General features: G+C 48.1%; 21 protein-coding genes, 3 tRNA genes and 1 pseudogene. 14 read left to right on the top strand and 11 right to left on the bottom strand.

The window, feature by feature from the left end; all coding sequences use genetic code 11:
* Window positions 1–15: 15 nt before the first annotated feature.
* From ACTHTJ_RS00575 to ACTHTJ_RS00560, 4 genes are all read right to left on the bottom strand, one after another.
* Entirely contained in the window at window positions 16–636 is a 621-nt protein-coding gene (locus ACTHTJ_RS00575; protein ID WP_070584043.1) for a phosphoribosylanthranilate isomerase, read from the bottom strand.
* Window positions 637–954: 318 nt separating this feature from the next.
* On the bottom strand, window positions 955–3180 hold the full coding sequence (locus tag ACTHTJ_RS00570) for a DNA internalization-related competence protein ComEC/Rec2 (RefSeq protein WP_070584041.1): 2226 nt from the start codon (window positions 3178–3180) through the stop codon (window positions 955–957).
* 169 nt (window positions 3181–3349) lie between these two features.
* Window positions 3350–3424, bottom strand: a tRNA-Glu gene (locus ACTHTJ_RS00565).
* A 12-nt stretch (window positions 3425–3436) separates the two neighbouring features.
* Window positions 3437–3513 (bottom strand) — tRNA-Arg (locus ACTHTJ_RS00560).
* A gap of 115 nt (window positions 3514–3628) precedes the next feature.
* Between ACTHTJ_RS00560 and ACTHTJ_RS00555 the strand changes: the two genes are divergently transcribed.
* Together ACTHTJ_RS00555 and ACTHTJ_RS00550 are read left to right on the top strand one after the other, a co-directional pair.
* On the top strand, window positions 3629–5020 hold the full coding sequence (locus ACTHTJ_RS00555) for a 3'-5' exonuclease family protein (protein ID WP_070712003.1): 1392 nt from the start codon (window positions 3629–3631) through the stop codon (window positions 5018–5020).
* Window positions 5021–5218: 198 nt separating this feature from the next.
* Window positions 5219–6010, top strand: a complete 792-nt coding sequence (locus tag ACTHTJ_RS00550; protein ID WP_070584037.1) for a Cof-type HAD-IIB family hydrolase — start codon at window positions 5219–5221, stop codon at window positions 6008–6010.
* Between the two features lie 67 nt (window positions 6011–6077).
* Here the strand turns inward: ACTHTJ_RS00550 and ACTHTJ_RS00545 are convergent, their stop codons facing one another.
* From ACTHTJ_RS00545 to ACTHTJ_RS00530, 4 genes are all read right to left on the bottom strand, one after another.
* Window positions 6078–6284, bottom strand: coding sequence for a DUF2788 domain-containing protein (locus ACTHTJ_RS00545; RefSeq protein WP_004521104.1), 207 nt, complete (start codon window positions 6282–6284; stop codon window positions 6078–6080).
* A gap of 89 nt (window positions 6285–6373) precedes the next feature.
* Window positions 6374–7543 (bottom strand): O-succinylhomoserine sulfhydrylase, encoded by a 1170-nt coding sequence (metZ, locus tag ACTHTJ_RS00540; RefSeq protein ID WP_070584035.1) that lies wholly within the window; start codon window positions 7541–7543, stop codon window positions 6374–6376.
* Between the two features lie 115 nt (window positions 7544–7658).
* On the bottom strand, window positions 7659–8219 hold the full coding sequence (locus ACTHTJ_RS00535) for a DUF3465 domain-containing protein (protein WP_070584033.1): 561 nt from the start codon (window positions 8217–8219) through the stop codon (window positions 7659–7661).
* 121 nt (window positions 8220–8340) lie between these two features.
* Window positions 8341–9141 (bottom strand): hypothetical protein, encoded by an 801-nt coding sequence (locus ACTHTJ_RS00530; protein ID WP_070584032.1) that lies wholly within the window; start codon window positions 9139–9141, stop codon window positions 8341–8343.
* Between the two features lie 162 nt (window positions 9142–9303).
* On the opposite strand from ACTHTJ_RS00530, the gene ACTHTJ_RS00525 reads away from it, so the two are divergent.
* The 3 genes from ACTHTJ_RS00525 (at window position 9304) to ACTHTJ_RS00515 (ending at window position 10804) form a co-directional block, all read left to right on the top strand.
* A complete protein-coding gene (locus tag ACTHTJ_RS00525) occupies window positions 9304–9555 on the top strand; it encodes an NGO1151 family protein (protein WP_003680526.1) in 252 nt (83 codons plus the stop codon).
* A gap of 76 nt (window positions 9556–9631) precedes the next feature.
* The gene (locus ACTHTJ_RS00520; protein WP_049347925.1) at window positions 9632–10435 is read left to right on the top strand and encodes a basic amino acid ABC transporter substrate-binding protein; all 804 of its coding nucleotides are present in this window, start codon (window positions 9632–9634) and stop codon (window positions 10433–10435) included.
* Between the two features lie 129 nt (window positions 10436–10564).
* Entirely contained in the window at window positions 10565–10804 is a 240-nt protein-coding gene (locus tag ACTHTJ_RS00515) for a putative hemolysin (protein WP_070584029.1), read from the top strand.
* A gap of 65 nt (window positions 10805–10869) precedes the next feature.
* Here the strand turns inward: ACTHTJ_RS00515 and serS are convergent, their stop codons facing one another.
* Together serS and ACTHTJ_RS00505 are read right to left on the bottom strand one after the other, a co-directional pair.
* Window positions 10870–12165 carry a serine--tRNA ligase gene (serS, locus tag ACTHTJ_RS00510; RefSeq protein ID WP_070584027.1) on the bottom strand — a complete coding sequence of 432 codons (1296 nt, stop codon included), beginning with the start codon at window positions 12163–12165 and terminating at the stop codon, window positions 10870–10872.
* Window positions 12166–12288: 123 nt separating this feature from the next.
* Window positions 12289–12364, bottom strand: a tRNA-Glu gene (locus ACTHTJ_RS00505).
* A 133-nt stretch (window positions 12365–12497) separates the two neighbouring features.
* On the opposite strand from ACTHTJ_RS00505, the gene ACTHTJ_RS00500 reads away from it, so the two are divergent.
* Window positions 12498–13397, top strand: a complete 900-nt coding sequence (locus ACTHTJ_RS00500) for a recombination-associated protein RdgC (RefSeq protein WP_003747432.1) — start codon at window positions 12498–12500, stop codon at window positions 13395–13397.
* Between the two features lie 53 nt (window positions 13398–13450).
* Here the strand turns inward: ACTHTJ_RS00500 and ACTHTJ_RS00495 are convergent.
* Window positions 13451–13882, bottom strand: a pseudogene (locus tag ACTHTJ_RS00495) (HD domain-containing protein); the annotation flags it as partial.
* Window positions 13883–14116: 234 nt separating this feature from the next.
* Between ACTHTJ_RS00495 and ACTHTJ_RS00490 the strand changes: the two are divergent.
* The 8 genes from ACTHTJ_RS00490 (at window position 14117) to ACTHTJ_RS00455 (ending at window position 18181) form a co-directional block, all read left to right on the top strand.
* Window positions 14117–14914 carry a hypothetical protein gene (locus ACTHTJ_RS00490; RefSeq protein ID WP_283120573.1) on the top strand — a complete coding sequence of 266 codons (798 nt, stop codon included), beginning with the start codon at window positions 14117–14119 and terminating at the stop codon, window positions 14912–14914.
* A gap of 39 nt (window positions 14915–14953) precedes the next feature.
* Window positions 14954–15295 (top strand): hypothetical protein, encoded by a 342-nt coding sequence (locus tag ACTHTJ_RS00485; protein ID WP_210389037.1) that lies wholly within the window; start codon window positions 14954–14956, stop codon window positions 15293–15295.
* Between the two features lie 20 nt (window positions 15296–15315).
* Window positions 15316–16062 carry a hypothetical protein gene (locus ACTHTJ_RS00480; RefSeq protein ID WP_107810729.1) on the top strand — a complete coding sequence of 249 codons (747 nt, stop codon included), beginning with the start codon at window positions 15316–15318 and terminating at the stop codon, window positions 16060–16062.
* Window positions 16063–16093: 31 nt separating this feature from the next.
* The gene (locus ACTHTJ_RS00475) at window positions 16094–16246 is read left to right on the top strand and encodes a hypothetical protein (protein ID WP_225905468.1); all 153 of its coding nucleotides are present in this window, start codon (window positions 16094–16096) and stop codon (window positions 16244–16246) included.
* 67 nt (window positions 16247–16313) lie between these two features.
* Window positions 16314–16724, top strand: a complete 411-nt coding sequence (locus tag ACTHTJ_RS00470) for a hypothetical protein (protein WP_070584022.1) — start codon at window positions 16314–16316, stop codon at window positions 16722–16724.
* A gap of 6 nt (window positions 16725–16730) precedes the next feature.
* Window positions 16731–16943, top strand: coding sequence for a hypothetical protein (locus ACTHTJ_RS00465; protein WP_070584021.1), 213 nt, complete (start codon window positions 16731–16733; stop codon window positions 16941–16943).
* Window positions 16943–17725, top strand: a complete 783-nt coding sequence (locus ACTHTJ_RS00460) for an ADP-ribosylglycohydrolase family protein (protein ID WP_070584019.1) — start codon at window positions 16943–16945, stop codon at window positions 17723–17725. Before ACTHTJ_RS00465 ends, ACTHTJ_RS00460 begins: the two co-directional genes overlap by 1 nt.
* 24 nt (window positions 17726–17749) lie before the next feature.
* Window positions 17750–18181 (top strand): hypothetical protein, encoded by a 432-nt coding sequence (locus ACTHTJ_RS00455; protein ID WP_440360746.1) that lies wholly within the window; start codon window positions 17750–17752, stop codon window positions 18179–18181.
* Window positions 18182–18223: the final 42 nt, after the last annotated feature.

The following is an 18223-nucleotide window of genomic DNA, read 5'->3' as shown; positions in this document are numbered from 1 at the left end:
CATTCAAACAAATTTTCAGACGGCCTTTACTGCCTGAATAAACGCCGCCATTTTCTCCCTGCTCTTAACCCCACCAGAGATTTCCACGCCGCCGGACACATCCACCGCCGCCGCGCCACTGATTTTCACCGCTTCGGCAACGTTTTCCGCAGTCAATCCGCCGGCAAGTATCCACGGTTTGCCGATATTGCCGTGCAACATGGTCCAGTCGAAACTTTGTCCCGTACCGCCGTATTCAGTCGGATGATAGGCATCAAACAACAAAGCGCGGGCATTCGGAAATTTGGCACAGGCCGTCTGAATATCGGCAGCGGACTGTACACGCACGGCCTTCAAATACGGACGGTCAAACCGACGACAAAAATCATCGTCTTCATCGCCGTGAAACTGAATCACATCTATCGGCACCTGACGCAAAATCTCGTGGATGGTTTGCTCGTTTTCATTCACAAACAAGGCCACCACCGATACAAACGGCGGCAGGTTTTTCACAACCGCCTGCGCCTGCTCAATACTCACTGCCCGTTTGCTCTTGGCGTAAAACACCAGCCCGATGGCATCCGCACCCAATTCGGCCGCTGCCAGCGCGTCTTCAGGTCGGGTAATACCGCAAATTTTGGTGCGTATGGTGTTCATGGGGATTGCCTTTTTAAACAGATGGGTCGGATATTATATAGTTAACAAACACAAAATTTAAGGCCGCCTGAACATGAAATATCAAGTTCAGACGGCCTTGAACTTTAAAACAACCATCAGCCGATAATTACTAATAACTTTGTAATGATTACCCTATCTTAAAACTGCCTATTTTTTCATCACGATTAATTTATTCTTTATTATCAAATATCAAACCAAACTATCCACAATTGGATTCACACAAAATTTGGATAATGCCCGTCAATAAAAAATATTAAGGCCGTCTGAAAAAGTCTTTCAGACGGCCTTTTAGCCTTTTTACTCAAACGGTTTCTTCTGCCAATAAAACTTATCCTTTTTTAGGCGGCTTCGGAACACATCGCCCTGTCCCAAAGTAAATACCAACGCGCCTGACAAATCCGTTCTCAACAAAGTAATGCCGTGCGCACGGACACGATTTTGTACGGCAACGGTCGGATGTTTGTAGGCATTGGCATAGCCGCTGGATGCTACGGCATATTGCGGCGAAACCGTATGCAGAAAGCTGCCTGACGAAGCCGTACTGCTGCCGTGATGTCCCAATACCAACACTTGGCTATACAGCGCATTGCCGTATTTCTCAATCAAACCTGCCTCACCCTTCACGCCCAAATCACCGGTTATCAACAAGGCTTTGCCGTTTGCCACGACACGCAATACGCAGCTTTGATCGTTATCTTCCTTGCCGGAATTTTCAGACAGCCTGAGCAACTCGAAATCTACGCCGTCCCATTGCCATTTGTCTTCTTGGCAAAACTCTGCATTCGGATAAAACTCAGGTTGTCCGGCAAGCAATTTATCAGCACCGACAGCCGCCACACTGTGAAAACCGCCGTCATGGTCAATGTCATGGTGCGACAAAATCAGGCTGTCCAAACGGCGCACACCCATCGCGTTCAAACTCGGCACAATACCTGTTTGCGCCACTTGCTCCGTTCCCGTATCAAACAAAAGATTGCGGTTGCGCGTTTGTATCAACACCGACAAACCTTGCCCCGCATCCATCACCGTAACTCTTGCCACCCCCTCCTCCAGCTTGGCAGGACGGTAAAACACAAAACTCAATAAAACCAAACATGCCCAAGGTTTCAAGCCCATTCCTTTAGGCAGCAATAACAGCAAAGCCGCCATCATCGCCAACACCAGCAAAGGCACAGGCGCCGCTGCGACGGCAAATTCAGGCGATACCGTAGCCAGCCATACCAAACCGCGTAAAGTATATTCCGCCAAAAATGCCGCTACCAACTGGACAAGTTCAAACGGGAAAACCGAACCCAGCAAAGCCAACGGCGTCAACACCCAAGAAAACCAAGGAATAGCCAACGCATTAACCAACGGACTGAGCAAAGGTAACGAAGCAAACAAATAGCCCAGCAATACCACCGACAACACCGTTGCCGCCCATTGCCCCCGTACAGCCAAACGCCAACCCAGCTCTTTCAGACGGCCTGATGAAGCCCAAATCAAAGCAGCAACCAAACCGAATGACAACCATGTTCCCACGCCCAATACAGACAACGGATCCAACAGCAAAACAACGGCCAAGGCCTGCCACCACGCCGTCCAGCCCGAGCCGCCACTGCCGCGCCACCATGCCCACGCAAACGCAGCCAACATCAACACACTGCGTTGCGTCGGTACAGAAAAACCGGCCAAAAGCGCATAAAACAAAGCACCGGCAACACCGCCAGCCAATATCCACACACGCGGTTTTGCCGGAATCCACGGCAAATAACGGAAAATTCGCTTAATCAGCCAGGCAAACAATACCGCCACCATCGTCACATGCAAGCCCGAAATACTGACCAAGTGTGTCAGCCCCAAAGGACGGAATGCCTGCCACAAAGGCGGTCGCAATGCCGATTGCTCGCCAATACTCAAAGCACGCATCAGCCCTATGCCGTCTGAAAACTCAGGATATTTGTCCGCCGTTCCCTGCCAACTTCGGCTTACCGCATCACGCATATTAGCCAAACCGAAACCGCCGCCTTGCCGCACGAGTTTCCTGTCGCGCCCCAAAGTACCCATGCCATCGATACCATTGGCCAAAGCCCATGTTTCACGGTTCAAACCGCGCACATTCACTTCACCGATCACCGGCTTTACCCGCGCCGATACAGACCACCGACTGCCTACCGCCCAATCACGCCGCTGATAATCAGACAACATCAAATCAAATGCCTGCCCCTGTTCATCCCAAGCCCTTGCCGCAAACTGCACGCGCCGGCCATCATCACGCGGCATATCCGCCACTTCAACCGTCAAAACTTTAGCCGATGCCTCCCCTACAGGCCATTGACCAGCCAAGACCAGCCCGGTCCGCCACACCCCAAACGCCATGCCCACACAGACGGCCAGCACCAACCAAGCCACAGCAAATCTTCGACACAACGCAAGCGCGCCAATAATTACAGCCAACCAAACCCACCATGGCGGCAAAAACGGCAACGCAAATGAAAGCACTACACCCACCACCCAAGCAGGCAACACAAACCGCCACGCCATGACCGTTTTCCCTTAAATTATGATTATTAGATATATAATAATAAATGCTTTTAGTAGATTATGACAAATGCCAACCAGCATTAGCAGATAAAAAAAGAGGTTCAAATCATTTCAAAACCGATAAACGCAAAAAAGCGCAATCTGAAACAGATTGCGCTTTTTTATAAACTGGCACGCCCACGGGGAATCGAACCCCGGTTACCGCCGTGAAAGGGCGATGTCCTAACCGCTAGACGATGGGCGCAGATAAATCTTGTGGCGCACCCGGAGCGATTCGAACGCCCGACCCTCTGGTTCGTAGCCAGATACTCTATCCAACTGAGCTACGGGTGCATCAAGAAAGATTTGAATTATAAAGAGAGGGCTATTTACTGTCAAGCGTTTTATTTGGAAAACTTGCAGACAGCGTGTAAAATGCGCATTTGCTATTGAATTTACAGAGAATAAAATGTCAGATTTCGCACACTGGCCGCTCTTATCCGAAGCATTTTCCCGTTTGGGACGGCCTGTGGTCGTGGTGGATTTGGAGACGACCGGTGGAAATTTCTATCAAGACAGGATAACGGAAGTCGCCCTTGTTCGTTTTGAGCAAGGACGCGCCACACATTACGAGCAATTGGTCAATCCTTGCCGCAGCATTCCCGAATTTGTTGCCAGACTGACCGGGATTCATGATGAAACAGTGAAAAACGCGCCTGTCTTTGCCGATATTGCAGCCGATTTGTTGCCGCTATTGCAAGGTGCAGTGGTTGTTGCCCACAACAGCCGCTTTGACTACACCTTCCTGCGCCACGAGTTTGCGCGTATCCATACTGACTTTGCCGCACCCTCGCTCTGTACGGTTCAACTGTCACGCCGCCTCTATCCTGAGTTTTACAAACATAGCCTCGACAGCATTATCGAACGCACCGGCATTCAGACGGCCAACCGCCACCGCGCCATGACTGATGTTGCCGCATTATGTGATTATCTCGAATTAAGTTTGGCAGAAAAAAATCATCAACAATGGGACGAACACGTCCGTGTATTGATGAATCCGAAAATGTTACCCACTTGGCTGCCTGATTCACTCGCCCAACAGCTCTATGCCCTGCCCGACAGTTACGGCGTATTGGTTTGGTTTGACCATTTCGGCAAAGCCCAAGCCATTGAAGCACATGAACGCGCATACAGCGAAACCGCCACTCTGCTGCACAGCAAAAAACTGCCGCCGCATATCAAAGCCGCAGCCTCCATCCGTTTTATTCCGGCAGTCGGGCAGCTCCATACATTATGGCTCAAAGCCCAGACCATGCAGGAATACCAACTGATGCCGTCTGAAAAGTCCACATCGTTTTCTACCGTCCGCTTTATCGCGGACGAACACGGCAGCCTTCAAGCACGCATTGTCTTGTTAAACAGCGGTACAAGAAACTGGCGCCCTTACGGTTTGTTTGCCCACAAAAAAGCAGCCAAACGCGCTTTGACGCAATGGTCGCAAGAACACAGACTCTGCCCAGATTCGCTCAACATTTTGCCGACCAGCTACGCAAAGGGCGAACCCTGCCCAGTCGAGGCCGTCGGAAAATGCAATGGCAACTGTCGCCAGCCAAACGGCATCAAACATCAAAACCAACGCATTACCGAGCTTGCCGCCCTACTCCCCGTAACCGATTGGGGCAAAGCGCACGAAATTGAAATTACCGAAACCGACCCCCTGACCGGAAACAGCATTACCCTGCTCTGCGCCGGCGGCGCGTTGGCATTGCCTGATGGAAGCTGGTATTTCGACAGCAGCCTGCCTCTCGTGATTAAAAACAAATTCAGGCAAGACAAAGAAAATATCCGTTTGATTGCTTAAAACAAGGCCGTCTGAAAACCAAATTTTCAGACGGCCTATTGTGAATAATTTTCCGCTTTATTCTCAAAATAAAAATCTGCCTAAATTTTAATCAGAACTTATTTTTATAATAGCAATCAAATACTAAACCAATTTATACACAAGCTGTTCACACAATTTTCAATGAAAGCTGTGTATACCCAGCCCAACGAGTAAACCATGAATAATCCTGAAATCATCTTCTTTGACATCGACGACACCCTCTATCGAAAATACACGGATACCCTGCGTCCTTCGGTTGCTCAAGCCATGCGCGCATTGAAAGCCAAAGGCATTTTGACTGCCATTGCCACCGGCCGTCCGGAAGCCGCCATTCCCGCCAAAGTCAAAGCCTTGATTCAAGAATGCGGTATCGACATGCTCGTTACCATCAACGGCCAATATATTTCCTTTCGCGGCAAACCCCTGCAAAGCTACCCGTTGGACATTGCCGACATAGAAACCGCCATCAACCTGCTTGAACAACACAAAATAGACTACGCATTCGTCAACAATCAAGAAATTGCCGTTTCCTCCCATTCGCCGCGCGTTATCGAAGGCTTATCGCATATCCTGCCCAACTTCCTGACGGACAAAGAATATTTCCGCAAACAACCTGTTTATCAAATGTTGGTCTTTGTGGATAAGGAAGAAGAAAAAATCCTGCAACCGCTAACCCAGCAACACGGCTTCAAATCCGTCCGCTGGCATGAATATGCTGTGGACCTGCTACGCAAAGAAGGTTCAAAAGCACGCGGCATTGCTCACGCAGTGGAAAAACTGGGGATTGATATGAGCAAAGTAATGGCATTCGGCGACAGCTTCAACGACTTAGAAATGCTGTCAACCGTCGGCTTTGGCGTTGCCATGGGCAATGGCGAAGAAGCTGCTAAAGCTGCTGCACAATTCGTCTGCCCAAGTGTCGATGAAGACGGCGTATTGCGCGGCTTGCAAGAATTGGGCGTAATTTAAAACATTAAATCAAAAGGCCGTCTGAACATTTTTTCAGACGGCCTTGTTCTATCAATAAACTTCCTGCCTACTTCGGCAATACCAAAAAGCTAATCAGCAATTCTTTAAATACGAATCCAAACACACCCAAGCCCAAAACCAAGAAGAGCATGGCAATGCCGAATTTGCCGGCTTTGGATTCTTTACCCAAGTTCCAAACAATAAAGCCCAAAAAGATAATCAGGCCGCTCAGTAGGATTTTCATTGCCCATGAGGCGAATTCTGCTTCAGACATTATTTTTTTCCTTTTATTCTTAAGATGTGTGTTTAATTGCTTTCAGACGGCCTATTAAAATTTAAGGCCGTCTGAAATTTGTTTTTAGATTATTTGTTCAATACTTGTTGCAAATCATCAATCAAATCGTCGATGTATTCCAAACCGACAGAGAGGCGGATCAAGCCCGGGCGGATATTGGCGGCGAGTTTTTCTTCAGGCTGCATCCGGCCGTGCGTGGTTGTCCACGGATGGGTGATGGTCGAGCGCACATCGCCGAGGTTGGCAGTACGGGAAAAGAGTTCTACGCCGTCCACAATTTTCCATGCTTCTTCTTGGTCTGCAACTTCAAAACCCACGACGATACCGCCGCCATTTTGCTGTTTGCGGATCAGTTCGGCTTGCGGATGGTCGGGCAAACCGGTGTAGTACACAGCTTGGACTTGCGGCTGCTCTTTCAACCATTGGGCGATTTTCAGCGCATTGTCGTATTGTTTTTCCATACGCAGCGACAAGGTTTCCACGCCGCTCAACAACTGCCATGCGTTAAACGGAGACATCGCCAAACCGCAAGAGTTGCAATACATGGCTACTTGCGTCATCAATTCTTCCGAGCCGGCCAACACGCCGCCCATCACGCGGCCGTGACCGTCAATCGCTTTGGTTGCGGAAGACACGGAAATATCCGCACCGTGTTTCAAAGGCTGCGAACCGGCTGGCGACAAGAGGCTGTTGTCCACCACCAAAAGCGCGCCAATGCTGTGTGCCAGTTCGGCTAAAGCTTCCAAATCGGCAACTTCGCCCAAAGGGTTGGATGGGGTTTCCAAGAAAAACAGTTTAGTATTGGGCTTGATGGCCGCTTTCCATTCATCTACATCAACCGGCGACACATGGCTGACTTCGATGCCGAACTTGGTTACGATGTTATTGATAAAACCGACAGTCGTACCAAACAGGCTGCGGCTGGAAATCACATGATCACCGGCTTGCAAGAAGGTGAAAAACGCTGCCTGAATCGCGGACATACCGGTCGAAGTGGCTACCGCGCGCTCTGCGCCTTCCAATGCAGCAATGCGTTTCTCAAAGGCGGCAATGGTAGGGTTGGCCGTACGGGTATAGGTAAAACCTTTGATTTTTTTAGAAAACAAATCAGCAGCATGTTGGGCGTTTTCCCACATGAAGCTGCTGGTCAAAAACAGAGCCTGATTGTGTTCATAATATTCGGTTTGCTCTTTGCCACTACGGATGGCAAGCGTTTGGGGATGAAGTTTTTTGCTCATTTGTTTTTCAATCTACTGTATGTTGCGATGGGCGCAGTAAACAATACGCCTGTTTAATTTGTTAACATTTTGCGCTTATTCCTGTCATCTTTCAAGCAGGAGGCCGTCTGAACGGTTATTGATAAACCTGTCCGCCGTGCTTCAGCCAACCGTCTTCATGACGGCCTGCCGGATCATGATGCGTCCAATGGATAACACCGCCCTGCTCCGACCATTCATATTCGCCGTAAAACGCTACTTTATCACCTTTTTTCAAGCCTTTGATTTTGTCGGCAAGGTCGATATTGTGTGCCACTAAAAGCGTTTGGCCGCTGGAGAGCTTCAAGATAAAGCGTTGGTGGCGCGTGCCTTTGTTGTCATCCGGCAGGGTTTTCCATACCGTGCCCTCGCCCTCAACCTGAATATCGCTTTGCTCGTTTTCAAACGCCTGTTTCAAAACCGCTTCGGCTGATTCTTTGCCCGAACCGATTTGCTGTTGAGCCGTATCGGCGTTTTTTCCTCCCGCATTATTTTGTTTTTGAACGGCTTCTATTTTCTGCTGATTCTGCGATTGTACCGACTGCTTGTTTTGCATTTTGTTATAGGCAAATACGGCAACCAAAGCAATCAGCAATACAATGATTTTATTTTTATTCATAACAATCTCAAAAAAAATGCCCGATTCTGCATCGGGCATATCAACTATTTAGAAAGGATATTTATCACGAAAACGTGAGCCGCCATTATACACGCTTCGTAAAATTTTAAGGGAAATTTACGCCGAAGGCCGTCTGAAACTTTTCAGACGGCCCGGATACTCAACGGCGGTATTTCATTTCAGTCTTCATATCGTCCAAAATACGTTTGACGTTGTGTTCCAATACATCCTCCACCAAGCCCGGCGCCTGCTCGTTGAGCATTTGCTGCAACTGGTAAGTGAACAAGGCCATTTGTTTTTGCACGGCAATCCGAATCATGCCGTTGACTGCATCGGCTACATGGGGGCGCAAACGCTTAATCAGACGCTCGGTCAAATCTTTTTCAGAAACGCAGAATACCTCCCGACGGCCAATCGCTTGCGGGTTCAATACATTGATATGGACATTGATGGCCGGTTCTTTTTCAAGGCCGTCTGAAACCGCCTCTTCAGCCGCTTCCGCATCATCATTTTCCGGTTTTTCAGTTTCTTCCACTTCAGGCGCATCAAAATCTACCGCACCTGATTTCGGATTCAGTCTGACGGTACGCGTTGATTCGATATGACGCTCTGAAGCCGCGGCCTGCAATGCCGATTGCGCGCTCAACCAGTTGTCCTGCAAAACCACCATCGCATCGGTTTCCACTGCTTCGCCATCGTCTGCAAGGGCAGTATTGTGTTCCAACTGCCAGCGGTACAAATACTCTTCCAATACTTTTTCACGATTATCAGCATCTAATTTATATTCTTTTTTAGACGCGGTTTTGGGCGCAGCTTCGACAGCGTCGTCCGATTTTTTGACCAATGGCGCATGAGTCGGCACGGTATTGAATTGTCGTGCCTGACGCAATCTTTCCAGGCGTTTTTCCCAATTCAGGTCTTCTTCCTCGAGGGCTGCGGGGTCAAGACGGTTGTTTTCCATAATAATCTCGTTTTTTCATTTTTATTGTGAACCGCATTCAAACCTAAAATCACTTGAAATACGGCCGATGGTTGGACATATCCGGCAAGCCGGCGCAAGCGTCACATTTTAATATTAATTCGCTATATAATCACTATTTTATTTAATACTCAAGGATACATCATGAGCAGCATCGAACAACGCCTCGAATATCTGGAAGAGGCCAACGACGCTTTGCGTATGCAAAACCACGTCCTCGCCACCGCACTCAAAGGCCTTATCCGCTCCCTGCCCTCCGACATGGCCAACGATGCCGTAGAATCCATCCAGCTTGCCTTTGAAGACGCGTTGGCGGAATTGAGCTATGAAGACAGTCCGCACACCGACCTCTTCCATGACGTGACCTACGCATTTTTCCGAGAAAAAGACCACTGATTTCGGCTAGTTTGTTCACAAAATTATGCTAAACTAAGATTTTATCCGTTAACATTTTATTAAGAAAGCACATATCATGAACATGAAAAAATGGCTGGCCACTGCTCTCGCTTGCTCCGCCCTTGCCCTGACTGCCTGCGGCGGTCAAAGCAACAATGCCTCTGCTCCTGCCGATAAAGTGTACCGTGTCGGCTCTAACGCCGAGTTTGCCCCATTTGAATCTTTGGATTCTGCCGGCAAAGTAGAAGGTTTTGACGTAGATTTGATGAATGCCATGGCCAAAGCCGGCAACTTCAAAGTCGAATTCAAACACCAGCCATGGGAAAGCCTCTTCCCTTCTCTGAACAACGGCGACGTGGACATCGTTATGTCCGGCGTAACCATCACTGACGACCGCAAACAAAGCATGCTCTTCAGCGATCCATACTTTGAAATCACCCAAGTTGTCCTCGTTCCCAAAGGCAAAAAAGTAGCTTCCTCCGAAGACCTGAAAAACATGGCCAAAGTCGGCGTGGTAACCGGCTACACCGGCGACTTCTCCGTTTCCAAACTCTTGGGTAACGACAATCCGAAAATCGCCCGCTTTGAAAGCGTTCCCCTGATTATCAAAGAATTGGAAAACGGCGGCCTGGATTCCGTAGTCAGCGACAGCGCGGTTATTGCCAACTATGTGAAAAACAACCCGACCAAAGGCTTGGATTTCATCTCCCTGCCTGACTTCACCATCGAAAACTACGGTATCGCTGCACGCAAAGGCGACGAAGCAACCATCAAAATGTTGAACGATGCGCTGAAAAAAGTACGCGAAAGCGGCGAATACGACAAAATTTACGCCAAATACTTTGCTAAAGAAGGCGAAAAAACCGAAGCAGCCAAATAATCCGGTATGACTTCTTAAACTAAAGGCCGTCTGAAAACTTTTTAGACGGCCTTTAATCTGTTTAACTCAATTAAACGCAAGCATCCCTCATAATCCGCTTGTTTTTATCCTTCAAATGAAAGACACGCCATGATCAAACCCATCATCCTCAGCCTTGCTGCCGCAACTGCTTTGGCCGCCTGCTCCGCTTCTGAAAAACAAGAATCTCCTAAGGTCGGCGTGGCCAATCCGGCTTCTGAATTCTGCGTCAAACAAGGCGGCAAATCCGAAATCAAAAAAGACAAAGACGGTGGCGAATACGGCGTGTGCCACTTGCCTGACGGTACCGTTGTCAAAGAATGGGAATATTTCCGTCAGCACAACAAATAATTACTCAATCATAGAAAAGGCCGTCTGAACCCAAGTTTCAGACGGCCTTATCTTTTAAACCACGATTATTTTACTTCCAGTTTGGTCACGTCGCCCATATACGGTTGCAACGCAGCAGGAACATTAATGCTGCCGTCGGCATTTTGATGGTTTTCCAATACCGCCACCAAAGTACGGCCGACAGCCAAGCCTGAGCCGTTCAAAGTATGCACCAAACGGTTTTTACCGTTTTCATCTTTGAAACGCGCCTTCATACGGCGTGCTTGGAAATCTTCGCAGTTGGAGCAGCTGGAAATTTCGCGGTACGTATTTTGCGCAGGAACCCAAACTTCCAAGTCGTAGGTTTTGGTTGCACCGAAGCCCATATCGCCGGTACACAAAGTAATCACGCGGTATGGCAGTTCCAACGCTTTCAAAATATTTTCAGCGTGGCCGACCATTTCTTCCAGCGCTTCGTATGATTTTTCCGGGTGAACGATTTGCACCATTTCCACTTTGTCGAATTGGTGCTGGCGAATCAAACCGCGCACGTCTTTACCGTATGCGCCCGCTTCGGAGCGGAAACATGGGGAATGCGCAGTCAATTTCAACGGCAAATCACTGCCGGCCACGATGCTGTCGGCAACAGTATTCGTCAGCGTCACTTCTGCAGTCGGAATCAGATATTGCGTTTTCTTACTCTCATCACCGCCGCGGGTAACATGGAACAAATCTTCTGCAAATTTAGGCAGTTGGCCCGTGCCCTGCAAAGTAGTGTCATCCACGATATAAGGCGTGTAATGCTCGGTATAGCCGTGTTTCAGCGTGTGCGTGTCCAGCATGAACTGAGCCAAAGCGCGATGCAGACGGGCAATTTGGCCCTTAATCACGGTAAAGCGCGCGCCGGACAGTTTCGCACCACCTTCAAAATCCAAGCCCAAAGGCTCGCCCAAATCAACATGGTCTTTGATTTCAAAGTCAAATTCGCGCGGTGTGCCAACTTTGCGAACTTCAACGTTTTCAGTTTCATCTTTACCGGCAGGAACACTTTCGTGCGGCAGGTTCGGAATGGTCAACAACCATGCGTCCAATTCTTTCTGAACAGCATCCAAATCAGCGGCAGCCTGCTCCAAATCCACTTTGATTTGGGCAACCTGATCCATCGCAGCTTGAGCCTCTTCGTGTTTGCCTTGACCTTTCAACGCACCGATTTGTTTGGAAATACTGTTGCGCGAAGCCTGCAACTCTTCTGTTTTCACTTGAACGGCTTTGCGTTGCTCTTCCAAAGCGTTGAAACGCGCGGTATCAAACTCATAACCGCGTGCGGCCAAACGTTCTGCCACTGCGGCGGTATTGCTGCGGAGCAATTGGATGTCTAACATTGTTTTCTCTCGTTAAGATTCAGAATGGCATTATTGTAAACCAATTTAAAGATATTTTCACAGCGACAGGCCGTCTGAAAACAAAAAACGCCCCTGCAAAAGCAGGTGCGTTTTTAAGAATCTTGGCACGCCCACGGGGATTCGAACCCCGGTTGCCGCCGTGAAAGGGCAGTGTCCTAGGCCTCTAGACGATGGGCGCGTAACCGAAGCGCGAACTATACAGAAAGCCTTTTCTTCTGTCAACGCTTTTACTGCATTTTTAAAGGTGCTGCCGATTTCCGTATGTTATTTTCCCTGTATAATGCCGGTTTTAATAAAAAGGAAAACTCGCCATGTGGTTTAAGCAAATCAGTTTTTATCCGCTCAACAAAGACAAGTTGCCCGAATTAGAAGTCCTTGCCGACAAATTGGCACAATCCGAATTTGCCCATTGTCAGGGTTTGGACTGGTTTAGCGAAGGCTTCGCCACGCCGGTTTCCTTTTCGCCCGAGCTGGTTTTCCCTGCCGATTACACTTGGCGCGTTGCTCTGAAAAAAGAAGAAAAAGTCCTGCCTGCCGGCGTGATCCGCGATATTTTGGATGAAAAGGTTTTGGAAATCCAAAACAACGAAGCGCGCAATGTCGGCCGCAAAGAAAAACAAGAGCTGAAAGAACAGATTACTGACGACCTGCTGCCCCGTGCCTTTACGCGCAGCAGCCGCACACAGGCGATTTTCGACACGCGCCACGGGTATCTTTTAGTCAACAATGCCGCATCTGCCAAAGCGGAAAATATCCTGACCAAACTGCGCGAGGCGTTGGGCGGTCTTGAAGCAGCCCTGCCCAACACCAAACAATCGCCCTCTTCCCTGATGACCAGCTGGCTGCTGCAAGGCCACTGTGAGGGCGGTTTTGAATTGGACAGCGATTGCGAACTCAAAGGCGTCGGCGATGTTGTTCCGGTCGTCAAAGTTTCCAAACAAGACCTGACCGCCGACGAAGTGGTACAACACGTTAAAAACGGCAAAACCGTTACCCAGCTGGGCTTGGTATGGCGCGAACAAATTGCGTTCATCCTCACTCAAGACTTTACACTCAAACGCATCCAGTATCTGGACGTTTTGCAAGAAGAAGCGGAAAGCAACGGCGACGATGCCGCCAGCCTCGCCTTTGCCTCGCAAATCCTAATGACCGAAGCCATCAGCACCATGTTGGAAGAACTGGTTTCTTATTTAGGCGGCTGGCAAGAGTAATTTTTCAGACGGCCTTTTGATTGGGAAATATCAAAGGCCGTCTGAAATATAATACGCATGGTTTCTGCCTGTTGGGCGCGCTCTTCAGGCGTGGCGAGGCTGTCCACACGGGCAAAGTGTGTAAGCTTCTGCACTTCGTCCACACCTTTGACCAGCTCGGCGACAGTACTGTTGCAGCGTTCCGTGAGCAGCTCGCGCCAGTCGGGCACAAAACGCACGATGTCGGCCAAAAGCGTGGCGGCCACCGCATCGGGCAGCAAATCCAATTCGTTCACCATACGCGCCGCACCCAAAAGGTGCGCCAAAAGCGGCTCGCCCGCAGGCGTGGCCGCATCGGCAGGATAATGCGTCTCGGCCAGCGACAAGGCCGTCTGAAGCAGCTTTTGCGCAGGTTCGGGCAAACCGGCGGTGTGCGCGTCAAACCACGCGCGGGATTCTTGCAGCGGTGCGGCGGGGATTTCCGGTGTTTGTCGTGTGTTGCTCATGGCGTGCCGTTTCTCCGTTTGTTTTGTTTCGACATAGCGGCTGTATTGTAGCAGCTTGCCCGTATTTTGCGACAAAGCATGTTTCAGACGGCCTGGGCTACCCAACTTGCAATAACATATAAACATCAAAATAAAACAAACAATTAGCGTGATTAGCGTGTAGTGTAAATGTGCTTGCAGTGAAAAATATTGGGAATAATATCAATGCAAGTAATAATTTTTATCAAGAAGGAGATGAGTGTGAAATTTTTAGCTGCTTTGCTGTGGCCGGCCATGTTGCTGCCCATTTTGTCTCATGCCGATAGCGGCATTCAGACGGTCTCTGTTTCTCAAGCATATGCGGATGACGCAACGGGCTGCGAGCAGCTTTATCCTGTAAATAGCTTCGAGAGTTTGTTCAGGCAGATGGCCGGTACGGTGCATAGTGCCTGTTTGCTTGATATGCCGCCTGAAGATTTAGCGAAAAAGTGGCAGATTCCCGTGTACCGGCGCTATCTGCGGCTTTCCGGCCGTTTGCGGCCTGACGGAGAAAAACAGGCGGTACTCAGATGGAAAGACAAGGCAGAGCGGCAGAAATGGCTCAAACACAGGCGGCGTAAGCTAAAACGGCCGACCGACGGCTTTACGGTAGTGCATCAGACCAACTACAACGGCAGTACTTTTTTAGAAATCGAAGCAACGCCTGATTATTTAAAGCATTACCGTTCGTTGTTTCCTGACAACCGTTATCCCGAGGATTTGCCCCTGCCAAGCATTGGTTGGCATCCAATGTTTAGACCGATATTTTGTTCTGATTCTGCTGTAAGTTTTGGAAAATCATTAAAGGATATTGACAACTTAGAAAAATCATTAGAGGCTATTGACAACAACGGTCATATTAAGAATTTTCATGCAAGATTGTCTATTCATGATAGTGTATCTCTATACTTTATGCATGATAACCAAGAAAATATGAGATGTAGCAAGGAAATATCTTATATTCAATATAAAAAAAATTATTTATATAAAAAAAATTATTTTATCACCAATTAAAATTAAAAATTTACTCAAACAATTAATAGGAGAATTATTATGGCAACAGTTCAAAATGCACAAATTCGGCAGCATTTTATTCGCATGGGCATGCCTAAAAAGGAGATTGATAGCATCATGCGGGATAATGTTATTATGCAAAAGACTCATATTTTTATCAATAAATGGGGGCTATCAAGTATTCGTGGCGATCATCATGTTCCAGCCACTTATACAACGAGAAAATTAAAAGAAGACATTGAATACCGTGAGATGGTATTTGGAAAAGATTATCTTACGGCTTCTGATTATGCCCATGAAATCGAGCATGGTATTTCTGATACTGTTTATAGACTAGATCTTGCTGATAAGAGAAATCCAACAAAAAACCTTAGCAAGTAATAATTTTTATCAAGAAGGAGATGAGTGTGAAATTTTTAGCTGCTTTGTTGTGGCCGGCCATGTTGCTGCCCATTTTGTCTCATGCAGATAGCGGCATTCAGACGGTCTCTGTTTCTCAAGCATATGCGGATGACGCAACGGGCTGCGGGCAGCTTTATCCTGTAGAGAGCTTCGAGAATTTGTTCAGACAGATGGCCGGCACGCTGCATAGTGCCTGTTTGCTTGATATGCCACCTGAAGATTTAGCGAAAAAGTGGCAGATTCCCGTGTACCGGCGCTATCTGCGGCTTTCCGGCCGTTTGCGGCCTGACGGAGAAAAACAGGCGGTACTCAGATGGAAAGACAAGGCAGAGCGGCAGAAATGGCTCAAACACAGGCGGCGTAAGCTAAAACGGCCGACCGACGGCTTTACGGTAGTGCATCAGACCGACTACGACGGCAGTACTTTTTTAGAAATCGAAGCAACGCCTGATTATATAAAACGATACCGTTCATTGTTTCCTGACGACCGTTATCCTGATGATTTGCCGAAACCCTATGTTTCATCTCATATCCTAAGCCCGGTCAGCGTATGCTTTAACAATGGAACAGAACAAGTTTTTCCTAGGTATACGGTAGTAAAACAAGTAGCAGTAGATGAAAACAACCATTTGATTGGGAGTGATAGACATTTGGTTATAAGGGAGGAGAAAGGTGCAGGAATATTATTTCAGCATCCAACAGACAAATGCATTAATGATATTTCCAGCATCTTTCTTATCAGATAGTCGATAGTATTTAATTTTAAAGGTATATGGTATGGCTACAACAGCACAAATCCGGCAGCATTTTTTAAAATTAGGGATGCCTGTTTCGGAAGTTAATCAGATTATTCGGGATTCAATTTTACTGGGGCAAACCCATAACTTTATCAATCAATGGGGGTTAGGGAGTATTCAAGCAATACACTAGATATTCCGGCATATTTTTCCAAAGCAAACTAATTGGCAGTAAAGAAAATAGAAGTATTGTATTCGGTATGGCAGACAAAAGATATCTGACTGCTTCTGATTGGGCTCATGAGTTAGGACATGGTTTGTTGAAAACAATTTCCAAGCTTGATCTTGATATTGATGGAAATCGCAATATAACAGCGAATGAATATGCACGAAGATTTGTTTATGAAGAAGGAAAAGCCGAATACAACCGTTTTCAGTTTGATTTGCGGAACAACCCAAAAGAAACCAAATACGGCTCAAATACAGAAGCAATCAAGGCAATGAACCAGCAACAGGCTGTTGATTATTTTGCCCATAAGATGAAAACCCAAAACCCCAGCGGACAGCCCGGCCATACTTATTGGACATTGGCGAAATCTGTATTCCTTGAGCAAACCAATCCAAACCTGCTAAACGGTAAAACTCCGGCCGAAAAGCAAAAAATTCTGTAATCAGGAATGGATGAAGCAGCGCCTGACCATCCCAACAGACTGTTTGGCGTAGGTGACGAGCGGGTTCGCTTTCAGAAAACCGATCCAAATATGCCGCTTAGTCTGATGCCGATGATGGCGCGTGGAAATCCTACGCTGATGGTGGTATTTGTACCTGCCAACAGCCGTTTGGCAGACGGTACGGTAACGACGATAGAAGTATCAGAAAGGATGTCATGATGTTGGGCGCAGTCATCGGCGATATTGCCGGATCACGATTTGAGTTTGACAACTACCGTCACACCGATTTTGACATTTTCAGCCCCGACAGCGACTTTACAGATGACACGATTTGCACTGCTGCCATTGCCGATTGGGTTTTACAAGGCTGCAACGATAATTTAGCCTCTATTTTACAAGGCTGGTGTAGGGCATATCCCTGTCCAAAAGGCGCATATGGCGGCCGCTTCTCACAATGGATAGAATGGAAAGATCCTACACCTTATAATAGCTGGGGCAATGGCTCGGCCATGCGTGTTTCTGCCGTTGGTTGGGCATTTGCCACATTGGAAGAAACCCTGCATTTTGCTGAGCAATCCGCCATCGTAACGCACAACCACCCGGAAGGCATTAAAGGCGCGCAAGCCGTAGCTGCCGCCATCTTTTGGGCGCGTACCGGTATGGGCAAAGCGCAAATCAAAGAAAACATTACACGGCAATTCGGCTACGACTTGAGCCAAAGTTGCGACCAAATCCGCCCGCATTATCATTTCAACGAAAGCTGTCAGGAAACCGTACCTCAAGCGATTACCGCCTTTCTTGAAAGCGATGATTTTGAACACGCCATCCGACTGGCAGTTTCCCTAGGCGGAGACAGCGATACCTTGGCGGCCATTACCGGCAGTATTGCTGAAGCCTACTACGGGATCCCTACGGCCATGCGCGAACACGCTTTAGCCATATTGCCACGCCGTATTGCTGAAACCCTGCTGACTTTTGAATCCCAATATCAGGCCGTCTGAAACTGCCTGCAAAAAGGAATATAAATGATGAAATACCTCGCCCTACTCCCTATCGCCTTAATGCTGGGTACGCCTGCCATTGCCGAAACCATCAATCCTTATCAGGAAAAAGGTTGCGCTTATGCTGGCGATGTCGGTAAAGACGGCAAACCATCCGGCAAAGGCACATGGAAATGCCAAGACGGCCGCAGCTATGTCGGAGCCTTTAAAGACGGCAAATTTGACGGCAAAGGCGTATATACCGTTTCCAGCAACAGCGAAACCTTTATCGAACCTTTCTCCTCCAACAGCGCCAAATTACGCAATATGACGCTGGAGGGCGTGTTCAAAAAAGGCAGGGCGCACGGAAACTTTACTGCCTCTCAAAACGGCACACCCGTCTTCATCATGAAATGCGAAGACGGTATGATTAAAGAAGTCAAACTGGCTAAGAAATCTGCTTCCAAAACTAAATAAACAGCCTTTCAGACGGCCTTATCCATATTTAAGGCCGTCTGA

The organism is Neisseria sp. P0018.S001 (assembly GCF_051957355.1).
GTDB classification, from domain to species: domain Bacteria; phylum Pseudomonadota; class Gammaproteobacteria; order Burkholderiales; family Neisseriaceae; genus Neisseria; species Neisseria subflava_A.
This window is presented reverse-complemented; position numbering and strand designations above follow the sequence as displayed.

Excerpts from the sequence above, each read along its gene's own strand:
- ACTHTJ_RS00480 (WP_107810729.1), top strand. The coding sequence starts at position 15,316 with ATGAGTGTGAAATTTTTAGCTGCTTTGTTGTGGCCGGCCATGTTGCTG.
- metZ (WP_070584035.1), bottom strand. The coding sequence starts at position 7,543 with ATGAGCAAAAAACTTCATCCCCAAACGCTTGCCATCCGTAGTGGCAAA.
- ACTHTJ_RS00455 (WP_440360746.1), top strand. The coding sequence starts at position 17,750 with ATGATGAAATACCTCGCCCTACTCCCTATCGCCTTAATGCTGGGTACG.
- ACTHTJ_RS00520 (WP_049347925.1), top strand. The coding sequence starts at position 9,632 with ATGAACATGAAAAAATGGCTGGCCACTGCTCTCGCTTGCTCCGCCCTT.
- ACTHTJ_RS00550 (WP_070584037.1), top strand. The coding sequence starts at position 5,219 with ATGAATAATCCTGAAATCATCTTCTTTGACATCGACGACACCCTCTAT.
- ACTHTJ_RS00575 (WP_070584043.1), bottom strand. The coding sequence starts at position 636 with ATGAACACCATACGCACCAAAATTTGCGGTATTACCCGACCTGAAGAC.
- ACTHTJ_RS00465 (WP_070584021.1), top strand. The coding sequence starts at position 16,731 with ATGGATGAAGCAGCGCCTGACCATCCCAACAGACTGTTTGGCGTAGGT.
- ACTHTJ_RS00530 (WP_070584032.1), bottom strand. The coding sequence starts at position 9,141 with ATGGAAAACAACCGTCTTGACCCCGCAGCCCTCGAGGAAGAAGACCTG.
- ACTHTJ_RS00525 (WP_003680526.1), top strand. The coding sequence starts at position 9,304 with ATGAGCAGCATCGAACAACGCCTCGAATATCTGGAAGAGGCCAACGAC.
- serS (WP_070584027.1), bottom strand. The coding sequence starts at position 12,165 with ATGTTAGACATCCAATTGCTCCGCAGCAATACCGCCGCAGTGGCAGAA.
- ACTHTJ_RS00515 (WP_070584029.1), top strand. The coding sequence starts at position 10,565 with ATGATCAAACCCATCATCCTCAGCCTTGCTGCCGCAACTGCTTTGGCC.
- ACTHTJ_RS00545 (WP_004521104.1), bottom strand. The coding sequence starts at position 6,284 with ATGTCTGAAGCAGAATTCGCCTCATGGGCAATGAAAATCCTACTGAGC.
- ACTHTJ_RS00535 (WP_070584033.1), bottom strand. The coding sequence starts at position 8,219 with ATGCCCGATGCAGAATCGGGCATTTTTTTTGAGATTGTTATGAATAAA.
- ACTHTJ_RS00460 (WP_070584019.1), top strand. The coding sequence starts at position 16,943 with ATGTTGGGCGCAGTCATCGGCGATATTGCCGGATCACGATTTGAGTTT.
- ACTHTJ_RS00500 (WP_003747432.1), top strand. The coding sequence starts at position 12,498 with ATGTGGTTTAAGCAAATCAGTTTTTATCCGCTCAACAAAGACAAGTTG.
- ACTHTJ_RS00490 (WP_283120573.1), top strand. The coding sequence starts at position 14,117 with ATGAGTGTGAAATTTTTAGCTGCTTTGCTGTGGCCGGCCATGTTGCTG.
- ACTHTJ_RS00485 (WP_210389037.1), top strand. The coding sequence starts at position 14,954 with ATGGCAACAGTTCAAAATGCACAAATTCGGCAGCATTTTATTCGCATG.
- ACTHTJ_RS00470 (WP_070584022.1), top strand. The coding sequence starts at position 16,314 with ATGGCAGACAAAAGATATCTGACTGCTTCTGATTGGGCTCATGAGTTA.
- ACTHTJ_RS00570 (WP_070584041.1), bottom strand. The coding sequence starts at position 3,180 with ATGGCGTGGCGGTTTGTGTTGCCTGCTTGGGTGGTGGGTGTAGTGCTT.
- ACTHTJ_RS00475 (WP_225905468.1), top strand. The coding sequence starts at position 16,094 with ATGGCTACAACAGCACAAATCCGGCAGCATTTTTTAAAATTAGGGATG.
- ACTHTJ_RS00555 (WP_070712003.1), top strand. The coding sequence starts at position 3,629 with ATGTCAGATTTCGCACACTGGCCGCTCTTATCCGAAGCATTTTCCCGT.